A 22,459-nucleotide genomic window follows, 5' to 3' on the forward strand; every position below is an offset into this window, starting at 1 on the left:
TGTCTTAATGGAAGCTGTAATGGATCGCCCGCGTTTTCGAGCTGCATTTTTTCATCCGCGTTTCTGGCTGCTGTGGTGCGGCCTGGGCCTGCTGTGGCTGATCGTTCAATTGCCTTATCCGTTGTTGCTGCGGGTCGGTCGCGCACTGGGCGCGCTGATGTATCGAGTAGCCGGCGACCGACGGCGCATCGCCCGGCGCAATCTGGAACTGTGTTTCCCGCAAAAGTCCGCCGTCGAGCGCAAGCGTCTGCTCAAGGAAAACTTTGCCTCCACCGGCATCGCTTTTTTCGAAATGGCCATGAGCTGGTGGTGGTCGCGTTCGCGTTTGGCGAAACTGGCCCATGTCGAAGGGCTGGAGCATCTCAAGCAGGCCCAGCGCGAGGGCAAGGGCGTGATCCTGATGGCGCTGCATTTCACCACCCTGGAAATCGGCGCGGCGTTGCTCGGCCAGCAGCACACCATCGATGGCATGTACCGCGAGCACAAGAACCCGCTGTTCGACTTCATCCAGCGCCGCGGCCGCGAGCGGCACAACCTCGACTCCCTGGCCGTGGAGCGTGACGACGTGCGCGGCATGCTCAAGCTGCTGCGGGCCGGGCGGGCGATCTGGTATGCGCCGGACCAGGATTACGGCCCCAAGCAGAGCGTGTTCGTGCCGCTGTTCGGCATCCAGGCCGCGACGGTCACCGCCACCAGCAAGTTCGCCCGCTTGGGCAAGGCGCTGGTGGTGCCCTTCATCCAGGAACGCCTGGCCGACGGCAGCGGTTATCGCCTGGTGATCCAGGCCCCGCTGACGGATTTTCCGGGCGAGACCGAGGAAGCCGATTGCATCCGCATCAACCAGTGGGTCGAGCAGTCGGTGAGTGATTGTCCTGAGCAATACCTCTGGGCCCACCGGCGCTTCAAAAGCCGTCCACCGGGCGAGCCGAAGCTGTACGACAAACGCGGTTGAGCCAATATCCGCCATTTTCAGCACCTTGAGCACGGAGCATTGCGATGACCCCAGCTGAACCGGTTACAGGTTTGATTCTTTCCGGCGGTGGGGCTCGAGCGGCGTATCAGGTAGGCGTGCTGGCGGCCATCGCCGAATTGTTGCCAGACGGTGCGGACAACCCGTTCCCGGTGATCGTCGGTACGTCGGCCGGGGCAATCAACGCCGTCAGCCTGGCGAGCGGGGCGATGGACTTCAAGACCGCCATCGAGCGGCTTACGGCGTTCTGGCAAGCGGTGCGCAGCCATCAGGTCATGCGCAGCGACTGGCGAGGCGTGATCGCCCAGGCGACGCGTTTCATTACCCACAGCCTGTTGGGCCTGGGGGCCAAGTTGCCCGTGGCGCTGATCGACAGTTCGCCGTTGCGCGAACTGCTCCAGGCCCAATTCCACGCCTCGGGTATCGAGCAGGCCATCGTCGAGCAGCAACTGCGCGCCGTGGCAGTGACGGCGTTCGGTTATGAATCCGGCCAGGCCGTCACCTTCTACCAAGGGCGCGGGACCATCGATGCCTGGCTGCGACATCGACGTATCGGGGTGCCGACGCAGTTATCGGTGGAGCACCTGCTGGCCAGCTCGGCGATTCCCTTGTTGTTCGCGCCGGTCAGGATCGGCCCGCAATACTTCGGTGACGGCGCGGTACGGCAATCGGCGCCCATCAGCCCGGCCTTGCACCTGGGGGCCAATCGGGTGCTGGTGATCGGCGTCAGCGGCAATCCCCGTGGCGCGGGTGGTCAGGATCCCGCCGAGCGCAGCTACACCGGCCTGCAACCGACCCTGGCGCAGATCGGCGGCCATATGCTCAACAGCACGTTCATTGACAGCCTGGAAAGCGACATCGAGTTGCTTGAGCGCCTGAACGGGTTCAGTCACCTGCTGCCCGCCGACGTGCCGGCCCACGCCCTCGGCGCGGCGCCGGTGGACGTGCTGGTAATTTCGCCCAGCCAGCCCATTGATGAAATCGCCGCCCGCCATCGGCAGGAACTGCCCCGTGCGCTGCGGTTATTCTTGCGCGGGCCGGGCGCGACCAAGACCAGCGGCGCGGGGGTGCTGAGTTATCTGTTGTTCGAGTCGGGCTATTGCAGCGAACTGATCGAGCTGGGACGCCAGGATGCACTGGCGCAGCGTGAGGCGTTGAGTCGGTTTTTGGGGTTGGCTCAGGGATGAGTCCATCTCGAGCCCCTGTGGCAGCGGGCTTGCTCGCGAAAGCGGTGGATCAGCTTGCACTGATATTGAATGTTCAGTCGTCTTCGCGAGCAAGCCCGCTCCCACAAGGATCTGTGGCGGGCCTGAGACTGGGTCGGATCAGAAATGGTACTTGAGCAAGAAGCTGGTATTGCTCTGGTTGGTCTTGAACCCGTCGCTGTCTTCGATCCCGTACTTGTTCTTCCAGTAGTCGTACTCCACGCCCACATACAACTGCTTGGCACCGAGCTTCAACGCCTTGCCCAGGTCATATTTGATCTGCGGGTTGATGTGCAGGTTGGCGTGGTAGGTGCCCTTGGAGTTGGTGTCATTGTCCACCACCCAGTCGATGAAACCGTCGATCAGGAGGTCGGATGAGCCCATGGGGATGGTGTAGGCCCAGGTCGGGGTGATCTGCCAGACGTTGTCGCCGGCGCGTGGACCTTCGGTCTGGCGGTTGTAGAAGTTCAGCTGGAAGTAGTCGAAGCCGGGAATCGCCAGGTCGAAACCCGGGCCGATCAGGTAGGACTCGTTGTCGCCTTCGCCGAATTCATAGGTCATGGCCAGCAGCACGTCCTTGATCGGACCCAGTTCCAGCTTCTGGTCGAAGATCTTGCCGAACGACAGGCGTGGGCTGAACTCACCGTAGTAGGTGTTCGGGCCGGATTGGCTGTCATCCTGGCCGTTGTAGAAGATCCGGTCGAGGAAGAAGAAGTTATCCCCGTATTTCCAGGCATCGGCGTGTTCGAAGGTCACGGTCTGCTGGATGCGCGGGTTGACCTGGAAATCCTTGCCGTACAGGTAGGTCAGACTATTGTTCTGCCATTGGAACAGGTCATCGGCCATCGCTTGGCCTGCGACCAACAAGGCGCCTGCGAGTGTCAGGCTGGTGCATGTACGTTTCATTCGGTTTGCTCCCAAAGGTAAGTGGTACCGCCATTTTTTTTTCAGATCAGCGCTCTTGATGTGGCGCTTTTTTCTACGGATAAAAACATCCGTTCGGTCAGCTTTTTGCTCATGGCAGATGCTGATAGCAAGAGCTGAGCCAAACCCGAAAAAAGCTCGTCCGGCTATTTGGAACAGTCGAAAAAGATGTTTTCCAGGGACGTCCGATATCCCCGGTGATGCCTGGATAAGCTGGCGTTTCGGTCAGGATTCGATGATTTTTTTACGCTGCCCGGGTGTGAACGGCCGCGCAGGGTACGGGCTTGTCCTGGTGGGATCAAGTGCCCTGCAACGGCGCATTCGCGGCGAATTTGGGGCGCGGCTCAGTTGGTCCGCGCGCCCTGGTTGATCCACGCGCCGATCAGGTCGCGTTCCTGCTGGGTCATCTGGGTGATGTTGCCCAAGGGCATGATCTGGGTGGCCACGGCCTGGGCCTGGATGCGCGCAGCCTGTTGCTGGATCTGCTCTGGTGTATCGAACATCACCCCACCTGGTGCGGCGCTGAACAACGGGCTGGTGGGCTTGGCCGAATGGCAGACCGAACAGCGCTCCTGGATCACGCTGTGGACCTTCTCGAACGATGGGCCCTGAGCGTTGGCGGCCTGAGTGGGGGCCGATGCCGGTGCGGCCGGGGCGGTTGCCGGTTTCGCGCCGCCACCCACTGCCGTTTCCGGCAACGGTTGGTACTCGATCACGCCAGGTACCTTGGCTACTTCCGGCGTGGTGGGCATGGGCTTGGGCCCAGTGACATACGCCAGGCAGATCATCGCCAGGGCGCCGACTGGCAGCGTCCAGGCAAACCGGTTGCTGTCATGGCGTGTGTTGAAGTAATGCCGCACCAACACCGCCGCCACGGCGATCCCGGCCAGGATCAGCCAGTTGTACTGGCTGCCGTAGGTGCTCGGGAAATGGTTGCTGATCATGATGAACAGCACCGGCAGGGTGAAGTAGTTGTTGTGGCGCGAACGCAGCAAACCCTTGGCCGGCAGCGCCGGATCGGGCGTGCGGTTCTCGGCGATGGCCGCCACCAGCGCACGTTGGGCTGGCATGATGATGCGGAACACGTTGCCGACCATGATCGTGCCGATGACCGCCCCGACGTGCAGGTAGGCACCGCGACCGCTGAACACCTTGCTGAACCCGTAGGCGGCGGCGATCAACAGCACAAACAGGATCAAACCGAGCAGGGCGGGGCGCTTGCCCAGGGCCGAGTCGCAGAGAAAGGAATAGACGAACCAGCCGACGAACAACGAGCCGATACCCAGCGCCACGCCTTCGGGGCCGCTGAGGCTGCTGCCGGGGGCCAGCAGGTATAGGGTCGGGTTCCAATAGAACACCACGCACAGCAGCGCGACACCCGACATCCAGGTGAAATAGGCTTCCCATTTGAACCAGTGCAGGTTGTCCGGCATGGACGGTGGCGCGAGTTTGTATTTTTCCAGGTGGTAGATGCCGCCACCGTGGATGGCCCACAAGTCACCAGCCAGACCACTTTTTGGATTGACGCGATTGAGGTTGTTTTCCAGCCAGACGAAGTAGAACGACGCGCCGATCCAGGCCACGCCAGTAATCATATGAACCCAGCGTACGCTCAGGTTCAGCCATTCCAGCATATGTGCTTCCACAGTCTTTACCTCTCGCCCGTCACGCTTGTCTGCGCGTGATCGGACGCTTCTCTTATTGGTGGGGGGCGAGGATCAGTAACTCATCCTCTTGGAAAAAATGCTCATCGCAGTTATTGCCTGTGCCACTGCGATCAACCACCAGGAAGTCATCCCGCTTTTCGATCGTCAGCACCGGGTGGTGCCAGACGCCGCGATGGTAATTAATGCCCTGCCTGCCGTTGGTGACGAAGGCGCGGACCAAGCCTGATACAGGTGCATCGCCAAGTGGCGCGACCACGATCAGAAAGGGGTTGCCGAGCAGCGGAATGAACGCCTGGCTGCCCAGCGGATGGCGCTCCAGCATGCGCACGGTCAACGGCATCTCCAACGCGTCGGCGCGGAAGATGCTGATGATCGCCTGATCGTCCGGCGTGGCGGTTTGCACCGTTGCCAGGCGATGGAAGCGCATGGTCGAGCCGTTGTTGATCATGAAGTGATCGCTGCCATCGGTTTCGATCACGTCACCGAACGGGGCGAAGGCTTCTTTGGTCAACGGTTCGATCTTGAGTGTGCGCATGCTGGTCTTCTTATCCAAAAAATTCTGTGTCGTTTGTTCAGCTTTTGTGGCGAGGGAGCTTGCTCCCGCTGGGTCGCGAAGCGGCCCTCGAAATGGGACTGCTACGCAGTCCAGCGGGAGCAAGCTCCCTCGCCACAGGTGCGGTGTCTACTTCGCTATCTTGCCCAGCACCCGCAGACGACTCACGCCACCATCCGGGAACACGTTCAGGCGGATGTGGGTGATCGGCCCCAGGGCCTTGATCTGCTCGGCGAAGGTGTGTTCGGCGTGCATTTCCAGTTTCTGGCTCGGCAGCAGCTCGCGCCAGAACAGCGATTGGGTTTCGATCTGGCTGTCGGTGCCGCCCTTGACGAACGCGCCCTGGATTGAGCAGCTGTCGGGGTAGTTGCCCTTGAAGTGCAGGGTGTCGACGATGACTTGCTCAACGATGCCGGCGTGGCCCAGGGCGACGATGACCCAGTCATTGCCCGGGGTGCGACGACGGGCGGTTTCCCAGCCATCACCCATGTTGACGCCACGACCCGGGTTGAGGATGTTGCTCATGCGGCCGAAGTGTTCATCGGAGCAGGCCAGGGCACGGCCTCCGTTGAGGGCTGCGGCCAGGTCGATCTGTTCGTTGTCGCCCACGGCCGACCAGTCGCGGTACGGAATGCCGTAGACCCGCAACCGAGCCACGCCGCCATCGGGGTAAATATTGAAACGCAGATGGCTGAAGGCCTGGTCGTTGTTGATTTCGTGATAGTGGTGGCTGTTGCCTTGCAACTCGACGGCCGACAGCACTTCAGTCCATTGGGTGTTTTCGTCTGGCTCGCCTTCAGTCAGGAAGCAGGCTTCGAGGGAGGCCGACGGGGGATAGTTACCGGTGAAGAATGAGGTGTCGATGTCCACGCCTTTGATCGAACCCGCCACGCCCAGGCGGATCACTGCGCTGTCGTAGCCTTCGAAGCGCTTGCGCCGCGATTCCCAGCCGTCCATCCACTTGCCGTTGTCGTCGAACACGCCCTCCTTCCACACGGCCGGGGTCGGCTGGAACAGACGGTTGGCGTCGGCGAACCAGTCATCGGTGACCGAGATGATCTTGGTGCCGAGGCGGGCGTCGGCCAGGTTGACGAACTTCTCGAAAGGTACGGCGTAAGCTTTCATTCTTCTTGTCTGCCTTTAATAAGTTGGCTGGGGATGCTTGCAGGAGGCTGCTCGCTAAAGGGTCAGTAGTCGGAACAACGCGATCTTGTTGATCTCTGCCAGCGCGCATTTGAATTCGGTGTCTACCGAGTGATGGATGCGCGTTTCGAACGCCGCGAGGATCTGGTGCCGGTTGCTGCCTTTTACCGCCATGATGAAGGGAAACTTGAACTTGGCCTTGTAGGCGTCGTTCAGCTCGGTGAAGCGCTGAAACTCTTCGGCCGTGCATTGGTGAATACCGGCGCCGGCCTGTTCGTTCGTGCTGGCTTCGGTCAGTTGGCCCTGGACGGCAGCAAAGCCTGCCAGGTCCGGGTGAGCGTTGATCAGTGCCAGCTGGCTGGCGTGATCGGCACTCAACAGGATGTCGCTCATGCGCTGGTGCAGGGTTTCGATCTGGTCGATCGACGGGTCCTGGCCCAGGTCGAAAGCCTTTTCCGCGACCCATGGCGAATGTTCGTAGATATCGGCAAAAGCCCGGATGAAGGCTTCACGGCTCAAGGTCGAGGGCTTGAGGGTCTGGAAGGCGGTCATTTCGACGCTCCTGGTTTCGAAGCCCCTTGATACGGATGGGTCTGCTGCCAGTGACGCGCAATGTCGACACGACGACTGAACCAGACGTGTTCATGGCCTTTGACGTATTCGAGGAAACGCTTGAGGGACGCCAGGCGGGCAGGGCGGCCGATCAGGCGGCAATGCAAGCCGATGGAGAGCATCTTGGGGGCTTCGGCGCCTTCGGCATACAGCACGTCGAAGGCGTCCTTGAGGTATTGGAAGAAATCATCGCCCTTGTTGAAACCCTGCACCTGGGTGAAGCGCATGTCGTTGGTGTCGAGGGTGTAGGGGATCACCAGATGCGGTTTGCCATTGGGCGTGTTCGGTTCCCAGTAGGGCAGGTCGTCGTCGTAGGTGTCGCTGTCATAGAGAAAACCGCCTTCCTCCATGACCAGCCGGCGGGTATTGGGGCCGGTGCGACCGGTGTACCAACCCAGCGGGCGCTCGCCAGTGATTTCGGTGAGGATGCGGATCGCTTCGAGCATGTGCTCGCGCTCCTGGGCCTCATCCATGTATTGGTAGTCGATCCAGCGATAGCCGTGGCTGCAGATTTCGTGACCGGCGGCGACCATGGCACGGATCACCTCCGGATGGCGCTGGGCGGCCATGGCCACGGCGAAAATGGTCAGCGGGATATCGAATGCCTTGAACAGCTTGAGGACCCGCCAGACCCCGGCACGGCTGCCATACTCGTACAGCGATTCCATGCTCATGTTGCGTTCGCCCTGCAGCGGTTGTGCCGCGACCATCTCCGAGAGGAACGCCTCGGATTCCTTGTCGCCATGCAGGATGTTGCGCTCGCCGCCTTCTTCGTAATTGAGCACGAAGGACAGGGCGATACGGGCATTGCCCGGCCACTGCGGATGGGGAGGGTTATTGCCGTAACCGATCAGGTCGCGTGGGTAGTCAGCGCTCACTGCAGTTTTCCTTCTTGTTCGAACCATGTGGGTGGCGCCCTGGCGATGGATCATAGGCTGGCGTCACGACGATGGAGTGATTGTATACAACTTTATGTGCGATTTGTAAGCCTGGTTTTTTGCATTTTTCACCGCTGTCCCGGGTTTGTCTACACTGCAAGAAACCTGCCCATATGGTCAATTAATGGTTGGAAGAATGGCGTATCCGTTGGTTTGGCTTAAGATTGGGCGGGAACCTTTGTCGGGACGAGTGCCGACTGAATATCTGTTTTTTATTGTGTACAATTTTCTTTTAAAGTGTCTTAATTCGCTCATCGCCGTAGTGTTTCGTGCTCCGAAACGGTGCGGCCTGTCTTTCAACTGATTCAGGAGGCGTCGCGCCGGACTGCCCAGCAGCGAGGCACGCACAATCAATGGGACGTTTGACTACTCACGTTTTGGATGCTGCACACGGCTGCCCGGGCAGCTCGATCAAGGTCGAGTTGTACTGGGTGGAAGGTTCGCAACTGCAGCTGGTCGCCAGCGCGCTGACTAACAGCGACGGTCGCTGCGACGCGCCGCTGCTGCAAGGGGATAACTACCGTTCGGGCGTCTATCAGATTCAATTCCATGCCGGCGATTACTACCGCGCCCGTGGTGTCCAGTTGTCCGAGCCGGCGTTCCTGGATGTGGTGGTGCTGCGCTTCGGCATTTCGGCCGAGCAGGAGCATTACCACGTGCCCCTGCTGATTTCGCCTTACGCCTATTCAACCTATCGAGGCAGTTGAGCCCCCAAGCAACTGCCTGGTCCTGGAAGCCACTGCGCATAAAGCTTCTTTGGTTTTTCGCCCGCTCACACTGCGGGCTTTTTTTGCGCGGCGTATTTACAGCCTGGAATTGTCATCCCGGATGATGAAGACCGTGTCGGCAATGCCTGGACGGATTTCAGTACCGCCTTTGAGCCAGATGATTTTGTTGGCAGCGTGGGCGTCCCTGGCGACTTTCGCCGCGGCTTCGCCGAGCTGGTTTTCCAGGAGGACGCCGGCTGTATTGGGGTCCAGGTACGTTGGCAGGGAAATCTTTGGGATCCTGGTGCGATGCAGGCTCATGAAAAATACATGGTCATGCTCGGCGCGTTGGAATACCAATGCCGGGAAACTATTGTAGGAGCTTGGCTCCATGACCGTGTAGCCGTTGCGGGTCAGAAGGGCGGCCATAAAGCGTTTGAACTCCACGGGTGTGTACGTCGACTGGAAAGAAAGCCACTGTCGCTGGAACCGCATGGGATCAAAATCCAGCCGCTCCAGCGTCCCCGTCGAAAATGGGGCGGGCAGGGTTATCGAGCGGGCAGCCCCTCTGGAGGAGGCCGTGGTCGCAAGCGTTGGCAGCATCAAGAGCGGATCGGACCATTGCGGATGCGGCGCGAGGTTGGCGTTTTTCCAGCCGTTGAAAATCTGGCGCAGGGCGGTCAAGCCCGCGGCATCGGCGAACGGTCCGTTATTGGCGAGTTCGAATTGCTTTCTTGCGATGTTTTCCAAGGTGACTGTCGTGACTTCTGGAAAACAATCCCTGACGTAAGCCGTCAGTGGTTTTTCAAAGGGAAGCCGGGCGTCAATTTCCCACTGGTTATCCGGTGGGATTTGCATTGCGCCTCGGGGCTGCTCGTCAGGCGTATGCCGGAGGGTAGCTTCCAACAGGTCAAAATCATAGGTGGGATGAGTGGGCGGCTGAACGTAGGCGATCGGATGTTCTCGCGCGTCGCTGCGTGTCACCACCTTGTAGTGGACGTTGTCCAGGGTGATGAACTCGGACACCATGAATCTTGGGTCGATCCCCCAATTCTTACTGAATACCGGGGCGCTTTGCCCAGGTGCTTCGCTTTGTGAGGTCGTCGCGCGCTGACGCTTAGGCGCGGTCACTGGCGACGCCTCATCATCCGATAGCCTATGGGGCGTGGAAGCAAGATCGGAATCATCGTCGTGCATCGCCTCTCGGTGCGGAATCTGACGCCATAGGTGGCTGCCTTCCACTTGCTCCAGGCGTGGTCCGGAAGCGACGAGTTCGATGCCTGACCGGGCCCTGTAGTTCTGTTCGGAATCGCGTCCAAGCAGCACCGTCCCACCCTCTGAAAGCTCGACGTAAGTGCGTGTCCTGAACGTCCGGATCCCAGACGTTGCGTCCGGCTCCGATAACATGGGCACCAGCTCGGGTGAAAGGTAGTAATCGTCCAGCGATACCGAGGCAGGGGCTTCACGGATGGTGGCCGGTGATGCCATTTCGGATATCTGAATGGTCGAGAGCAAAGATTCAGGCGTTTCGATCGCGTGCTCGGTTGGCGAGACGGATGGTGGATCGATTCCCTCTCCCCTCACTGGGTTTGCGAGCGTTGTTTCCGCTGTCGTATCGCGGCTGGAGTGAGGTGTATCGGGGGGCGACTTTGGCGGCTTGGGCCGGGTGTTTTGTCTTGGACTCATTGAAAATGCCTGTTCTTGAGTTTGAAAAATAGTGTTGATTCATGCGGCCATGAAGCGAGCGGCCTGTCGCATAGCGGGCAGGCCCAGGGCTTGAGAATGTTCGTGGAAAACCAACAGGCAGATGCGGTACATATGTATGGCGTCTGGAAAAAACTTCGAAAAGATGCCTGAAGCCTATATCTGTTCGGGAGAGGGCTCAGCCAATGAGAGGAGCCAGCCCATTTGCGAAAGCCTGATGCCGAAGACCGCGCTCAGGGCTAGCGCCCGGGCAAACATCACCGAGTGTGCCAATGTGACGCTCTCCATCAATTCCACGCACTTGCCACGCAACGAACGCAGGGCTTCATCCCCCATGGGTGGGGTCTGGCTGAGGCCATCGCGGGCCAGGTCCTGATAGATCTGGAGGGCGTGTTCACACAGGTCTGTTTTTTTCAGGTCCGCCGTCTCAATGACTCGGGACTTATCGGTGTCGAGGATCCATTGGCGGGTCTTGAGGTTATAGCTCAAGTTGCCGGGAGACCCATCCTTGACAGCAATGTGAAGGACCTTCAGTTCTTCGGATGCCAGGCTGGACAGTTCGCTGGGCAACACTGCGCTGGGATCGGCGAGTGGGACAAAGTACCGGCCATCGAGCGCTTCTACATAAACTCGCTCGAACAGACTGTCGACAGCATGGACAACGCCTCGTGCGGTGATGACGCGTATCTGGTCGACAAGGTCTCCAGCTTCATGGACTGGAAGATGAATGATTGCTGTGCCGATCCGCAGCAGGTTGGAAGAAAACGTGATCTCAACTGGCCCGAGGTGCCGGGCGTCGAGTTCCCATAGCGAGGCCCGGGGGAGTCGAGGATTGGCGCCGGCCAGCGCGCCCGGCGTGGACAGGCGTAGCGTCATGTCCGGGCTCAAGTGAACAAGGTAGGTGGCGCCTTCGCCAATCAGGACTTCGATGCCTGTCTGTTCGGTAGGGGATGTGAGCAGGGCGCAGGCTGCCCAACTGCGCATGTAGTGGGGATGCTTGTCCAAGGGCTGTAGGTAGGCGTAGTGCTTTCTCGTCGGTGTGAGTGCCCGTGGCGCTTCTGTTTTCCACTCGACCGGCTCTTTACCGATGAATGTTTTGTCCAGCAACAGATCATAGTCAGGCGAGGGTTGGACCAGACGGTAGGATGAGCCGTCGTTCATGACCAGAATGAACGTGTGATGCGAACCCAAGGCGGAAAATGCACGCCGCCCTGTCTGCGGGTTTTGCGCGCTATAACGTTCATCGGAACTTGCCAGGTTCTTCAAGACGACTCGGCGAACGCCAAAGTGTAATGTCAGGCCACATTCGCCGTATTTTACGGTATCCCCTTCGGCTTCCTGAGTGGCGTGGGCGCTGTAATGGGCTTCGATACGGGTCAGTTCAGCGTCGCTATAGTCCAGATGGAGGGTGGTGGAGAATTTGCTTTTTTGCTTGACCTTGAGCGTGGTGAGTTCATTGATGCGTGAAACGTAAAAACTGGTGTCTTTGTCATGGGCGATCTGCTGCTCGCTTCGTCCATTGAGAATGGCCGGGTTTCGTGGTGTTCCTGCCTGCACCACGATGGCTTCAATGTCCAGCGGAGCGCGGTGCTCGATCGTGTCAGGCAGGTCGGGTACCAAATGGTAGCCATCCTGGGTGATGAACGTCAGCTTATTGTTTTGTAGGGGGCTTGGATAATCGGTGTCTTCATAGACGTTCCTGATGATGACTTTTCGAAGCGCCCAGTCGTTTGCGTCGAAGCAGGACGTCATAACCAAGTGACCTTCTTCTATTCGCCAGCTTTCAATCAGGTCCGCTCTCCAGTCCAGAGCGATGACGCTGTTGCCTACGCCATCTTCGCTGATGGAGACACAACCGGGTTTATGTGCAATGGCATAGACATCATCGCCAGGTCCACCGTCTGCATTACGGTTGTTTCCATTCAGGAGAAAAATCCGGTCATTTCCCGCACCGGCCTCGATTGAGTCATTGCCGCGGGATTTAATGATGTTCGGGCCGGCGCTACCCTTGATGACGTTGGCACCACCCTCGGGGATTTCGACATTTTCAATGCCTTCAAGGCGCGTATGGGGAGTGTGTTCGCTCTCTGTTTGATGACTGGCTTGAGTGATAACGGATACGTGCCCGGCCTCCAGGTCGACCTGATAGCCCAGGCGCGGCTCCTGACTATTGCGGGTGCGACCCGATAAGATGAGCGTGTCGTTGCCCAGGCCTCCCACCAGGGTATTCGTTGTTTGTCCTCCACTGAGAGGCTCTGCCGAGCCCTCGAAGATGAAAACGTCATCTTTCACGCCGCCGGTCAGTTTTTTAACGCCCGCCCCGTAATGGAAGACATTTGGCTGGTTTTCAACGCCTAGAACCGTGTCGTCGCCACCGCCGATATACCAATGGATGCCTTTATCTTCCGCCGACGTTTCAATGACTGCGCCGGGCGTCTGAGCAGTAACGCCACTTCGCGCGTCGATCCAGTCGTCGCTGTCCTTGATCCTGGGACGTACTGTGGTCGCCTGGTATTGTTCTCCCGTCCACCAATTCCAAGTGGTGTAGGTCACCGGTTCGAGTTCTACGGTGAATGCTCCGTTTACGATCGCCTCAGTGCTGTCTTTCAATGGGCCCTTGAGCAAGTACAAGGCATTGGCCCGCAGCCGCTTGGTATGTTCGGCGGTCGCCTTGGCGAGGGTGTAGCGATCCTGGATGTCTTTATCAGGGCTGATTGCCCAGAAAGCGAGCCAACCGGTGCGCAGGCGCTCGTGCGCGGTGAGTTCGATATAGTCGTCGATTTCATCGACTTGACGAATCGCGCCCCAGATTTGTGATCCCACCACCAGGATAAGCCCTGCGGCAAGGCCCACGGGTCCGGCTGAACTGAAGCCTGCCAGTGCGGCGATGCCGAGGGTCAAGCTCATGGCCGCACTGGTGACGCTCAAGGCGGCGCTGACGTAGTGGTCGGTGGCTTCCTTGCCGGTGGCGCGGGCGGCGGCCTTGAAAGAGTCGACAGCGGCGATGATATCGAAAGGCAGTGTCAGTACGCTGGCGATCAGGCTGCTTCCACGGGCGAGCCTTATGGCGAAGCCTGTTTTGGCGAAATCCCTGAGGGCATTCTGGCCGGCCTTGATCATCTGAGTGGCTTGTCGGGTCACCGCTGCCTCGACACCGATCGAGGCCATCTCGGCCGCCACGCCGGCCCCGTTGAAGACCGTCTGGTAAGCGTCCTTGTTCTGGATGGCGTCCTGCAGGCCTCGCAGACCGCTGTAGATGCCGAAGGCCTGGAGGCCAAGGCCCGTTGGGATGAGGAGGTTGCTCTTCGCTTGGCTCACCCAACTCATGGTTTGCGAGAGCGCATGGAGGTTGAGTCTCTGGGCGGCGTTCAAAAGCTTTTCAAGCGTGCTTCGATACCCGGTTGGTTCAGCCTGTGTATCAGGATTTTCTTTCAACAAGGGGCGCGCCGTGGGCGAACGTTGACTCGCCATTTCGAAAAGCAAAGTGGGTAACCGATAGTCGTCCACATCGCTGGTGATCGTCATACGCGTTTCGATGTCAACGGCGCTGAACTGCAGCGAGTTCAAGAAAAAGCGATTGGGGGTGCGGAAAAAAGTATTGTCCCCTGTCAGCGGTTGTCCATCGGTCGTGGCGCCCAACGCATCCAGGGCTGAACGGGTCACCTTCACGGTGCCGATAGAGAGCGGGCCATAAAGTTTATCCACGACGTCGAGTTGGGCCTGCCGATGCTTGTGTTCGGTGCTGAGCGGCGTCTCATCGGCCACCCTGAAGTCGAGTGTTTCGGCGGTGTGCTCATTGGCATGAAAGCCCAGGTCCGTAATGACTACGGCGTGCTCGTCAGAAACAGGGGAGGGATAGAAAACCTTGGTCATTGTGAACGTCCTTGTTCAACGATGATGTGAATGGCCCTCTATCTAAGGTGTTTTCCTGAAGGGTGTACATCGATTGGTTGTTGCGGTGTTTTGCGAAAGCCCGACATGAAAAACGACGGGTTCAGTGGCTGGACAGTAAAGAGGCTGCGCCCGCGCCGCCAAATAATCCTGCGCTGATGCGGTTGAACCAGCTCTGGCCTTTCCCCGTACGCAAATACCGCGCCGCGCCGTGAGCGCCGAGACCGTAGGCCAGCTTGCACAGCAGGTCGAGCACGGTCCAGGTGGCGATCATGATCAACAGTTGCGGCAGGAACGCTTGCTCGGCGCTCAAGAATTGCGGCAGGAACGCGGCGAAGAACAGGATGTCCTTCGGGTTGCTGGCGCCCAGCACGAACGCCCGGCCGAAGAGGGCGCCAAAGCGTGGGACGGCTGCGGCCTGGGGCACTTCGGCGCCTTGGGCGGGTTGGCGCGACTGCTGCCAGCTCTGCCAGGCTAGATAAAAAAGGTACAGCGCACCAACGATCTTCAGGGCGCTGAACAGTTGCTCCGAGGCCATCAACAACGCACCGAGCCCCAGCGCCGATGCGCTCAACAGGCAGATCGAGGCGATTACGCCGCCGAGGAACGCCGGGTACGAGCGGCGCAGGCCGTAGTTCAGGCTATTGCCGATCATCAACAGCGACAGAGGGCCGGGGATGAGGATCACCACCAAGGCGGCGCCGCTGAACAACAGCCAGGTTTCCAGATTCATTGCGTGGGTCCTCAGGTGCAAAAGCCTCATCCAAGGGATGAGGCGGGTGGCTAGGTGTATCGCTTACAAGAAGATGAACTTGGCGATGAAGATCGCGCAGAGCACCCACAGGCTGACGGAGATTTCCTTGTGTTTACCGGTGCCGGCCTTGAGCACCACATAGGTGATGAAACCCAGGGCGATACCGTCGGCGACCGAGAACGTCAGGGGCATCATGATGGCCGTGACGATGGCCGGGATACTGTCGGTCGCCTCGTCCCATTCGATATGGGCCATGCCGCCCATCATCAGCATGGCGACGTAGATCAACGCGCCGGCCGTGGCGTAGGCCGGGATCATCCCGGCCAGCGGTGCGAAGAACATGGCGGCAATAAATAGCACACCGACGGTCACGGCGGTAAGCCCCGTCCGGCCACCCGCCGCTACACCGGCGGCGCTTTCCACGTAGCTGGTCACCGGCGGCACGCCAACCATGGCGCCGAATACACTGGAGGCGCTGTCGGCTTTCAAGGCGCGGGACAGGTTCTCGATCTTGCCGTCGGCTTTCACCAGGCCGGCGCGCTGGGCAACGCCCATCAGGGTGCCGGCGGTGTCGAACATGTGCACGAACAGGAAGGCCAGCACCACGCTGATCATGCTGACGTTGAACACACCGGCTACGTCCATCGCCATCCAGGTGGGAGCCAGGCTCGGTGGTGTCGACATGACGCCGTTGTACTGCACCAATCCCAGGCCCCAACCGGCCAGGGTCACCGCGATGATGCTGATCAGGATCGCGCCGAACACGCGGTGATAACTGAGCACGGCGATCATCAGGAAGCACACCGCGGCCAACAATGGACCGGGCTCACGCAACGAGCCGAGCTTGATCAGGGTCGCGGGGCTGTCGACGATGATCCCGGCGGTTTTCAGGCCGATCAGTCCGAGGAACAAGCCGACCCCCGCGCCCATGGCGAACCGCAGGCTCACTGGAATGCTGTTGAGCAGCCACTCGCGCACCCGTGACAGGGTCAGGATCATGAACAGCACACCGGAAATGAACACCGCGCCCAACGCGGTTTCCCAGTTGTAGCCCATGGTCCCGACCACGGTGTAGGTGAAGAACGCGTTCAAACCCATGCCTGGCGCCAGGCCCACCGGCCAGTTGGCGTACAGTCCCATCAGCAGGCAACCCAGGGCCGCGGCGATGCAGGTGGCGACGAAGGCGGCGCCGTGATCGATGCCGGCGTCGGCCATGATGTTGGGGTTGACGAAGATGATGTAGGCCATGGTGATGAAGGTCGTCAGGCCGGCAATCAGCTCGGTCTTCACCGTGGTGCCATGCAAGCTGAGTTTGAAGATGCGCTCCAGCCAGCCACTGCGTAGCGGCGGCGAGAGGTCCAGCGTCCGGGCTTCGGGTTTGCGGCTTTCCACAGCGAGTACTCCTCAAGAGTCTTATTGTTATTTCCAGCACCGCATACGCCCTGGGGGTGGTTGCGATGCGCTGAGGCAGGTAAGGCTGGCGAAGTATGTTGACCTATTGGTCAGGAACTCGCACGAAGCGAATTATGCTTTTGTATACAAATAATGCAAATAATGTTTTCTGTGTTGTCGACGAAATGTCGGGCGATAGGGATATATCGCCGTTGCGGGCGCTATCGCGAGCACGCTTTGCTCCCACAGCGAGCGTCCGCTGAGACCCTCCGTGGGAGCAAGGCTTGCCCGCGATGGCGATAGACCGGGCAATACACAGCTTGCGGAGGAAACTCAGTCGACAGCCACCTGTCCCTTCCCCAGTGCCAGGTTTACCGCTAACCAGCCATTCACCGCCGCCTCCCCAGCCTCGGTAAACACCCGCTCCAGCAATTTCACCTGCTCACGCCGCAACGCCTGTTCGAACCGCTCGCCCTCGGCCGTCAGTTCCAGCAGCCGTTTACGCTTGTCGGTCTCGGACGCGACGCTGTTCACCAGGTGCATTTCCATCAGCTGCCGCAACGGCATGTTCAGCGCTTGCTTGCTCACGCCAAGAACCGCCAGCAACTCCTTCACGCTCAGGGACGGGTAGCGGGCGATGAAAAAAACGATTCGCTGGTGCACCCGGCTCAACCCGCGGCGCTCGAGCATTTCATCGGCCTTGGCGGTGAACGCCTGGTAACCGAAGAAGAACGCTTCCATGGCCATTTGTTGGGAAGTTGGGTTTTTAAGGTCAAGCATATTGACGTATCCACACGGGTCGGCGTAATTTCGGTCAACCAGTTTGACTCATTCCTCCCGTGCCCCGCTACAGGTGACCCCATGGCTTTTTCCGAACGTGTCTCGCGCCTCAAAAGTTCTTTGATTCGAGAAATCCTCGCGGCGGCGCAGCGCCCTGAAGTGATGTCGTTCGCCGGCGGCCTGCCGGCCGAAGCCATGCTGCCGAAAGTGGAATGGGCGGCCATGCCCTTGTCCATGGGCCAGTACGGCATGAGCGAAGGCGAACCCGCCCTGCGCGAAGCCCTGGCGGCCCAGGCGCGGGCGCTGGGTGTGGCCTGTGAGGCGAGTCAGGTGCTGGTGGTCAGCGGCTCCCAGCAAACCCTTGACCTGGCGGCCAAGCTGCACATCGACGTTGGGACTGAAGTGATGTTGGAAGCGCCCACTTACCTGGCGGCGTTGCAGATTTTCCAGCTGTTTGGCGCCGATTGCATCACGGTGCCCCTGGAAGCCGACGGTCCGGACCTGAAAGCGTTACGGGCTCGGCTGGAGCGGCATCGGCCGGCGTTCATCTACCTGATTCCGACCTTCCAGAACCCCTCGGCGGTGCGCTACAGCGAGACCAAGCGCGATGCCGTGGCGGCGCTGCTGGATGAGTTTGGCGTGACCCTGATCGAGGACGAACCCTACCGCGAGCTGACGTTCGATGGCGGCAGCGCCACGCCGATCGTCAGTCGCTTGAAGAAGGCCAGTTGGATCTACACCGGCACCGTGTCGAAAACCCTGTTGCCGGGGCTACGGGTAGGCTATTTGATTGCCAGTCCGGATCTGTTCCCGCATCTGCTGCGACTCAAGCAGTCAGCGGACCTGCACACCAATCGCATCGGCCAATGGCAGGCGTTGCAATGGATCGGCACCGAGCGGTACCGTCGCCATTTGAGTGAGCTGAGGGATTTTTACCGGGACCGCCGCGATCGGTTCCAGGCCGCGCTGGAGAAGCATTTCACCGACCTCGCGGACTGGAACGTGCCCGAGGGCGGGCTGTTCTTCTGGCTGACCCTCAAGCAACCGCTGGACACCCGCACCTTGCTCGCCGCCGCACTGGCTGCCGACGTGGCGTTCATGCCGGGGGAGCCCTTTTTCCCCGAGCCGGACCAGCACCCGGGGCACTTGCGTTTGAATTTCAGCCACATCGACCCGGCGCGGCTGGATGAAGGGCTCAAGCGCTTGGCGGGGGTGGTGCGGGAGGCGTTGGCGGCAAAAGCGGCTTGATATCAGGATTCTGCGGTGGCTGTCCGGGCCCCATCGCGAGCAAGCTCACGATGGGGCCAGTCGTCACGGTGGAAAATGGTCAGGCTGCCGAGAACCGCTTGTCCAGATACTCAATGATCACCTTGGACTCATACATCCAGGTGGTCTCGCCATTTTCTTCAATCCGCAGGCACGGCACCTTGATCCGGCCGCCTTGTTCCAGCAGTGTCTGGCGATCCTGCGCGTTGTTTTTCGCATCGCGCAGGGCCACCGGTACGTTGAGGCGGCGCAGGGTGCGGCGGGTTTTCACGCAGAACGGGCAGGCGTGGAACTGATACAGCGTCAGGCTGCGAGCGGCCTGCTCGACCTGCGCCTGGGCCTCGGCCGGGCGCTTTTTCTTGCCCGGGCGGGTGATGAAGTCGATGAAGATGATGAGCTGGCCCAAGCCAACCCGAAGCGCTTTGACGATCACGGTATTAAGCCTCGCGGCAGGGAAGAAGAGGGCGCGCAGCTTACCTGATTTTTCACAGGCGAAAAAAAACCGGCGATCAATGCCGGTTTTCTTCATGCGGCGGATTACTTGATGAGGCTGAGGAATTCGCTGCGAGTGGCGGCGTTTTCCCGGAACTCGCCGAGCATCACCGAGGTGATCATCGAGGAATTCTGCTTTTCCACACCGCGCATCATCATGCACATGTGCTTGGCCTCGATCACCACCGCCACGCCCAAGGCACCGGTCACTTGCTGGACCGCGTCGGCGATCTGGCGGCTGAGGTTCTCCTGGATCTGCAGGCGACGGGCATACATGTCGACGATGCGAGCGACCTTCGACAGCCCCAGCACCTTGCCGCTCGGGATGTAGGCCACGTGAGCCTTGCCGATGAAAGGCAGCAGGTGGTGCTCGCACAACGAGTACAACTCGATGTCCTTGACCAGCACCATCTCGCTGTTGTCGGAGCTGAACAAGGCACCGTTGGTGACTTCTTCAAGGGTCTGTTCATAACCGCGGCAGAGGTACTGCATGGCCTTGGCAGCACGCTTGGGCGTGTCGAGCAGGCCCTCGCGGGAAACGTCCTCGCCCAATTGGCCGAGGATCGCGGAATAATTCTGTTCCAGAGACATGAAACTACCTGTGGGATTTTACGCAAAGGGCAAGGGTACGGTGGCGGACACGGCGCTGCAAGCTCGGCAATCGAGGGCTATTCGTCGCGACCTTCCATCATGGTGCGCTTGAGCATCACGTACACCGCTCCGGCGCCGCCGTGTTTTGCCTGGCAGGAGGTGAAGCCCAGCACTTGCGGGTGCTGGCGCAGCCAGGTGTTGACGTGGCTCTTGATCATCGGCCGCTTACCGTCCAGGCGCACGGCTTTGCCATGGGTGACGCGCACGCAGCGGATTTCGAATTTCGTGGCTTCGGCCAGGAACGCCCAAAGAGCTTCCCGGGCCTTTTCCACGGTCATGCCGTGCAGGTCGAGGCTGCCTTCGAAGGGGATCTGGCCGACCTTCAGCTTGCGCATCTGGCTTTCCTGGACACCGTCGCGTGCCCACATCAACTCGTCTTCCGGCCCGACGTCGATCACGAACTGATCAGACAAGCCATCCACGGTCGTGGCGTCGGTGCGCACGGTAGCGGCCTGGCGCAGCTTGGCGATTTGTGCGCGGTCGGCCTTGGGCTTGCCGGTCTCGGCGCGGTCGTGCTTGATCGGTTTTACGCCCTGGATCGCACTTTTGAACAGGGAAAAGTCGTCGTCTTGCATGTCAGCCTCCGCGAAGCCGACCAGTTTACCCAACTCTGGCGGGATCAGGCGCGACAAAACGTCGGATGGCGGGTCAGTCGTGCTTTTTCATCAGGTGCGGAGCCATGGCCAGCTCCAGGGATTGGCGGGCGCGACGGCGGCAGCGGCGCCAGAGCCAGACGCCCAGCAACAACACGAAAAGACCGATCGCCAGGATGATCGCCGAACCCAGTGGGGTGGCATTCAATTCGCCCAGAGCGGGCGGGCGGCCCAGCAGGCTGGCCGCACCGGCCATGGCCAGCAACACACCGAGTGTTGCCAGTAGCGCGGCGATTGCCGCGCCAAAACGAAACCGCCAGTTGCTCGGGCCCTTGGGCCGCAAGCGACGTGCGTCAAAACCATCGGATAACTTCATTCCGACCTTCCTCAATGGGTATCGGCCCTTCGACCGGAAGATGTTCGGGTTGTTCCTGAAGGTAGGGCAATTGCGGCAAATGCGAGGCTTTTGCGGATGAGCGGCGAAAGTGGCCGCTCATCAAGGCGAATCAGATGAAGTCACGGGTCAACGCCAGGGTGGCGAAGTTGTCCGCCATGATCGCCATTTCGGTCTGCTGAACGTGTTCGGCGCTGAGGACGCCGCCCTTGTACGGCAGGTCGCGAGTGGCGCAGGCGTCTTCCACCAGGGTACAGCGAAAGCCCAGGTTCTTGGCGGCGCGCACGGTGGTGCTGACGCTGGAGTGGCTCATGAACCCGCACACGATCAGGTCCAGGGGGCCGAAGTCTTCCAGGCGCTTTTTCAACTCGGTGCCGTGGAAGGCGCTGGGCAGTAGCTTTTCGATCACGGTTTCGTCGGCCTGGGGTTCGAGGCCGGGAATGAACTCCCCGCGCTCGCCTTGTGGATCGAACAGCCCGCCATGGGTGCCCAGGTGGCGCACATGCACGATTGGCCGACCGGCTGCACGGGCCGCGCCGAGCAATTGCTTGATGTTCGCGACGGCTGCATCCATGCCGCTCAGGGCCAGGGGGCCGGCGAGGTATTCTTTCTGGGCATCGATGATGATCAGGGTCGCTTGACTCAGATTGGCCGCTGCATAACCACGGCCGCTGAGTTGAAACATCGTTTTTGGAACGGACATTCTGGGGCTCCTTCGAGTGGGGCTTTTGCGACATTGTCCTCTGGCTGAGCGGTTCTGTGAATCGCTTCCATCGCAAGGGCCGCCGTTGCTGGCCTACAGCCTTGTCAAGATGCTCATCTTGTTCAATAGGCTGATCAAAAAACGGATAATTCCTACGATTGGTCCGGGGTTTTTCGTTCGTCATCGGGGCGTGTTTGGGTGGGGTCGCGTTTGACTGGTAGACTCGCCCGTCGATTTTTCTGGAGTTTGCCGCCGTGATCACTTCTCGTCTCCGTACCCTGCGCGACCATATCCGTTGGGCCGTCAGCCGTTTCCATGGGGAGGATCTGTTTTTCGGCCATGGCACCGACAATGCGTGGGATGAAGCCCGGCAACTGGTGTTGGGCGCATTGCACCTGCCATGGGAAATTGCCGACAGCTACCTGGACTGCCGTCTTGAAGACGAAGAATTGGTTCATGTGCAGCGCCTGCTGCGCCGGCGTATCACAGAGCGTGTGCCAACCGCCTATTTGTTGGGTGAGGCCTGGTTCTGCGGGATGTCGTTCATCGTCGACGAGCGCGTGCTCATTCCGCGCTCGCCCATCGGCGAACTGATCGAAAAGCATTTCGAGCCGTGGCTGGGCCAGGAACCGGCACGAATTCTTGATCTGTGCACCGGTTCCGGCTGCATCGGCATTGCCTGTGCCTATGAGTTCCCGGAGGCCGAGGTGGTGCTGGCCGACCTGTCGTTCGAAGCGCTGGAAGTGGCCAACCAGAACATCGAGCGCCATGGCGTCGACGAGCGCGTGTTCACGGTCCAGGGCGATGGCTTCGACGGTCTGCCGGGGCAACGTTTCGACTTGATCGTGTCGAACCCGCCTTACGTCGATGCGGAAGATTTCGCCGACATGCCGCAGGAGTACCAGCACGAACCGGAGCTGGGCCTGGCCTGTGGCGATGATGGCTTGAACCTGGTTCGCCGGATGCTGGCCGAGGCGGCCGATCATCTGACCGAGAAGGGATTATTGATTGTCGAGGTGGGCAACAGCCAGGTGCACGTCGAGGCGTTGTACCCGGAAGTCGATTTCGCCTGGCTCGACTTCGAACGCGGTGGTCATGGCGTGTTCATGCTCAGCGCCGA

21 protein-coding genes are annotated in these 22,459 nt (G+C 60.0%); 5 read left to right on the plus strand and 16 right to left on the minus strand.

Annotation, left to right across the window (positions count from 1 at the left end):
- Positions 1 to 19: 19 nt before the first annotated feature.
- Positions 20 to 952 (plus strand): lipid A biosynthesis lauroyl acyltransferase, encoded by a 933-nt coding sequence (locus BLO97_RS28885; protein ID WP_092349544.1) that lies wholly within the window; start codon positions 20 to 22, stop codon positions 950 to 952.
- A 44-nt stretch (positions 953 to 996) separates the two neighbouring features.
- Positions 997 to 2,157 (plus strand): patatin-like phospholipase family protein, encoded by a 1,161-nt coding sequence (locus BLO97_RS28890; protein WP_092147736.1) that lies wholly within the window; start codon positions 997 to 999, stop codon positions 2,155 to 2,157.
- 138 nt (positions 2,158 to 2,295) lie between these two features.
- Here the strand turns inward: BLO97_RS28890 and BLO97_RS28900 are convergent, their stop codons facing one another.
- From BLO97_RS28900 to puuE, 6 genes are all read right to left on the minus strand, one after another.
- Entirely contained in the window at positions 2,296 to 3,081 is a 786-nt protein-coding gene (locus tag BLO97_RS28900; protein ID WP_092147742.1) for an outer membrane protein OmpK, read from the minus strand.
- Between the two features lie 362 nt (positions 3,082 to 3,443).
- Positions 3,444 to 4,745 (minus strand): urate hydroxylase PuuD, encoded by a 1,302-nt coding sequence (locus BLO97_RS28905; protein WP_092147745.1) that lies wholly within the window; start codon positions 4,743 to 4,745, stop codon positions 3,444 to 3,446.
- Positions 4,746 to 4,797: 52 nt separating this feature from the next.
- Positions 4,798 to 5,301, minus strand: a complete 504-nt coding sequence (locus tag BLO97_RS28910) for an ureidoglycolate lyase (protein ID WP_063324810.1) — start codon at positions 5,299 to 5,301, stop codon at positions 4,798 to 4,800.
- Between the two features lie 147 nt (positions 5,302 to 5,448).
- The gene (alc, locus tag BLO97_RS28915) at positions 5,449 to 6,444 is read right to left on the minus strand and encodes an allantoicase (protein ID WP_063324811.1); all 996 of its coding nucleotides are present in this window, start codon (positions 6,442 to 6,444) and stop codon (positions 5,449 to 5,451) included.
- A 54-nt stretch (positions 6,445 to 6,498) separates the two neighbouring features.
- Positions 6,499 to 7,014, minus strand: coding sequence for a 2-oxo-4-hydroxy-4-carboxy-5-ureidoimidazoline decarboxylase (gene uraD / locus BLO97_RS28920; RefSeq protein ID WP_092349546.1), 516 nt, complete (start codon positions 7,012 to 7,014; stop codon positions 6,499 to 6,501).
- On the minus strand, positions 7,011 to 7,952 hold the full coding sequence (gene puuE, locus BLO97_RS28925) for an allantoinase PuuE (RefSeq protein ID WP_063324813.1): 942 nt from the start codon (positions 7,950 to 7,952) through the stop codon (positions 7,011 to 7,013). Before puuE ends, uraD begins: the two co-directional genes overlap by 4 nt.
- Positions 7,953 to 8,365: 413 nt before the next feature.
- Between puuE and uraH the strand changes: the two genes are divergently transcribed.
- The gene (gene uraH / locus BLO97_RS28930; RefSeq protein WP_092349549.1) at positions 8,366 to 8,719 is read left to right on the plus strand and encodes a hydroxyisourate hydrolase; all 354 of its coding nucleotides are present in this window, start codon (positions 8,366 to 8,368) and stop codon (positions 8,717 to 8,719) included.
- Positions 8,720 to 8,815: 96 nt separating this feature from the next.
- Here the strand turns inward: uraH and BLO97_RS28935 are convergent, their stop codons facing one another.
- The 5 genes from BLO97_RS28935 to BLO97_RS28955 form a co-directional block, all read right to left on the minus strand.
- Positions 8,816 to 10,405, minus strand: a complete 1,590-nt coding sequence (locus BLO97_RS28935; protein WP_139197745.1) for a hypothetical protein — start codon at positions 10,403 to 10,405, stop codon at positions 8,816 to 8,818.
- Positions 10,406 to 10,579: 174 nt separating this feature from the next.
- Complete coding sequence (locus BLO97_RS28940) at positions 10,580 to 14,296, minus strand: calcium-binding protein (RefSeq protein WP_175489873.1); 3,717 nt, start codon at positions 14,294 to 14,296, stop codon at positions 10,580 to 10,582.
- A 121-nt stretch (positions 14,297 to 14,417) separates the two neighbouring features.
- Complete coding sequence (locus tag BLO97_RS28945; protein ID WP_092349555.1) at positions 14,418 to 15,047, minus strand: LysE family translocator; 630 nt, start codon at positions 15,045 to 15,047, stop codon at positions 14,418 to 14,420.
- Positions 15,048 to 15,110: 63 nt separating this feature from the next.
- The gene (locus BLO97_RS28950) at positions 15,111 to 16,460 is read right to left on the minus strand and encodes an NCS2 family permease (RefSeq protein WP_063324817.1); all 1,350 of its coding nucleotides are present in this window, start codon (positions 16,458 to 16,460) and stop codon (positions 15,111 to 15,113) included.
- 333 nt (positions 16,461 to 16,793) lie between these two features.
- The gene (locus tag BLO97_RS28955; protein ID WP_092147764.1) at positions 16,794 to 17,240 is read right to left on the minus strand and encodes a MarR family winged helix-turn-helix transcriptional regulator; all 447 of its coding nucleotides are present in this window, start codon (positions 17,238 to 17,240) and stop codon (positions 16,794 to 16,796) included.
- A gap of 81 nt (positions 17,241 to 17,321) precedes the next feature.
- On the opposite strand from BLO97_RS28955, the gene BLO97_RS28960 reads away from it, so the two are divergent.
- The gene (locus BLO97_RS28960; RefSeq protein ID WP_092224664.1) at positions 17,322 to 18,488 is read left to right on the plus strand and encodes an aminotransferase-like domain-containing protein; all 1,167 of its coding nucleotides are present in this window, start codon (positions 17,322 to 17,324) and stop codon (positions 18,486 to 18,488) included.
- Between the two features lie 79 nt (positions 18,489 to 18,567).
- On the opposite strand, the gene BLO97_RS28965 is transcribed toward BLO97_RS28960, so the two are convergent.
- The 5 genes from BLO97_RS28965 to BLO97_RS28985 all read right to left on the minus strand — a co-directional run bounded on the left by BLO97_RS28965 (position 18,568) and on the right by BLO97_RS28985 (position 21,339).
- Positions 18,568 to 18,939: a glutathione S-transferase N-terminal domain-containing protein gene (locus BLO97_RS28965; protein WP_092147896.1), complete on the minus strand. Its 372-nt coding sequence runs from the start codon at positions 18,937 to 18,939 to the stop codon at positions 18,568 to 18,570.
- A gap of 104 nt (positions 18,940 to 19,043) precedes the next feature.
- Entirely contained in the window at positions 19,044 to 19,589 is a 546-nt protein-coding gene (gene folE, locus BLO97_RS28970) for a GTP cyclohydrolase I FolE (RefSeq protein ID WP_072348971.1), read from the minus strand.
- Between the two features lie 77 nt (positions 19,590 to 19,666).
- Entirely contained in the window at positions 19,667 to 20,224 is a 558-nt protein-coding gene (locus BLO97_RS28975; RefSeq protein WP_092349561.1) for a Smr/MutS family protein, read from the minus strand.
- A gap of 73 nt (positions 20,225 to 20,297) precedes the next feature.
- Entirely contained in the window at positions 20,298 to 20,618 is a 321-nt protein-coding gene (locus BLO97_RS28980; protein WP_063324821.1) for a hypothetical protein, read from the minus strand.
- Between the two features lie 130 nt (positions 20,619 to 20,748).
- The gene (locus BLO97_RS28985; protein ID WP_003204493.1) at positions 20,749 to 21,339 is read right to left on the minus strand and encodes a cysteine hydrolase family protein; all 591 of its coding nucleotides are present in this window, start codon (positions 21,337 to 21,339) and stop codon (positions 20,749 to 20,751) included.
- Positions 21,340 to 21,593: 254 nt separating this feature from the next.
- Here BLO97_RS28985 and prmB point away from each other — a divergent pair.
- On the plus strand, positions 21,594 to 22,459 hold an 866-nt coding region (gene prmB / locus BLO97_RS28990), incomplete at its 3' end, for a 50S ribosomal protein L3 N(5)-glutamine methyltransferase (RefSeq protein WP_092349558.1).

It is taken from the genome of Pseudomonas sp. NFACC05-1, from assembly GCF_900100135.1.
Classification (GTDB): Bacteria; Pseudomonadota; Gammaproteobacteria; order Pseudomonadales; family Pseudomonadaceae; genus Aquipseudomonas; species Aquipseudomonas fluorescens_Q.

Bases quoted from the DNA above. Each gene is read 5' to 3' on its own strand.
- uraH (WP_092349549.1), top strand. From the start codon at position 8,366: ATGGGACGTTTGACTACTCACGTTTTGGATGCTGCACACGGCTGCCCG.
- BLO97_RS28940 (WP_175489873.1), bottom strand. From the start codon at position 14,296: ATGACCAAGGTTTTCTATCCCTCCCCTGTTTCTGACGAGCACGCCGTA.
- BLO97_RS28900 (WP_092147742.1), bottom strand. From the start codon at position 3,081: ATGAAACGTACATGCACCAGCCTGACACTCGCAGGCGCCTTGTTGGTC.
- BLO97_RS28885 (WP_092349544.1), top strand. From the start codon at position 20: ATGGATCGCCCGCGTTTTCGAGCTGCATTTTTTCATCCGCGTTTCTGG.
- BLO97_RS28945 (WP_092349555.1), bottom strand. From the start codon at position 15,047: ATGAATCTGGAAACCTGGCTGTTGTTCAGCGGCGCCGCCTTGGTGGTG.
- BLO97_RS28955 (WP_092147764.1), bottom strand. From the start codon at position 17,240: ATGCTTGACCTTAAAAACCCAACTTCCCAACAAATGGCCATGGAAGCG.
- BLO97_RS28935 (WP_139197745.1), bottom strand. From the start codon at position 10,405: ATGAGTCCAAGACAAAACACCCGGCCCAAGCCGCCAAAGTCGCCCCCC.
- folE (WP_072348971.1), bottom strand. From the start codon at position 19,589: ATGTCTCTGGAACAGAATTATTCCGCGATCCTCGGCCAATTGGGCGAG.
- BLO97_RS28910 (WP_063324810.1), bottom strand. From the start codon at position 5,301: ATGCGCACACTCAAGATCGAACCGTTGACCAAAGAAGCCTTCGCCCCG.
- alc (WP_063324811.1), bottom strand. From the start codon at position 6,444: ATGAAAGCTTACGCCGTACCTTTCGAGAAGTTCGTCAACCTGGCCGAC.
- BLO97_RS28980 (WP_063324821.1), bottom strand. From the start codon at position 20,618: ATGAAGTTATCCGATGGTTTTGACGCACGTCGCTTGCGGCCCAAGGGC.
- BLO97_RS28890 (WP_092147736.1), top strand. From the start codon at position 997: ATGACCCCAGCTGAACCGGTTACAGGTTTGATTCTTTCCGGCGGTGGG.
- BLO97_RS28960 (WP_092224664.1), top strand. From the start codon at position 17,322: ATGGCTTTTTCCGAACGTGTCTCGCGCCTCAAAAGTTCTTTGATTCGA.
- BLO97_RS28985 (WP_003204493.1), bottom strand. From the start codon at position 21,339: ATGTCCGTTCCAAAAACGATGTTTCAACTCAGCGGCCGTGGTTATGCA.
- uraD (WP_092349546.1), bottom strand. From the start codon at position 7,014: ATGACCGCCTTCCAGACCCTCAAGCCCTCGACCTTGAGCCGTGAAGCC.
- BLO97_RS28975 (WP_092349561.1), bottom strand. From the start codon at position 20,224: ATGCAAGACGACGACTTTTCCCTGTTCAAAAGTGCGATCCAGGGCGTA.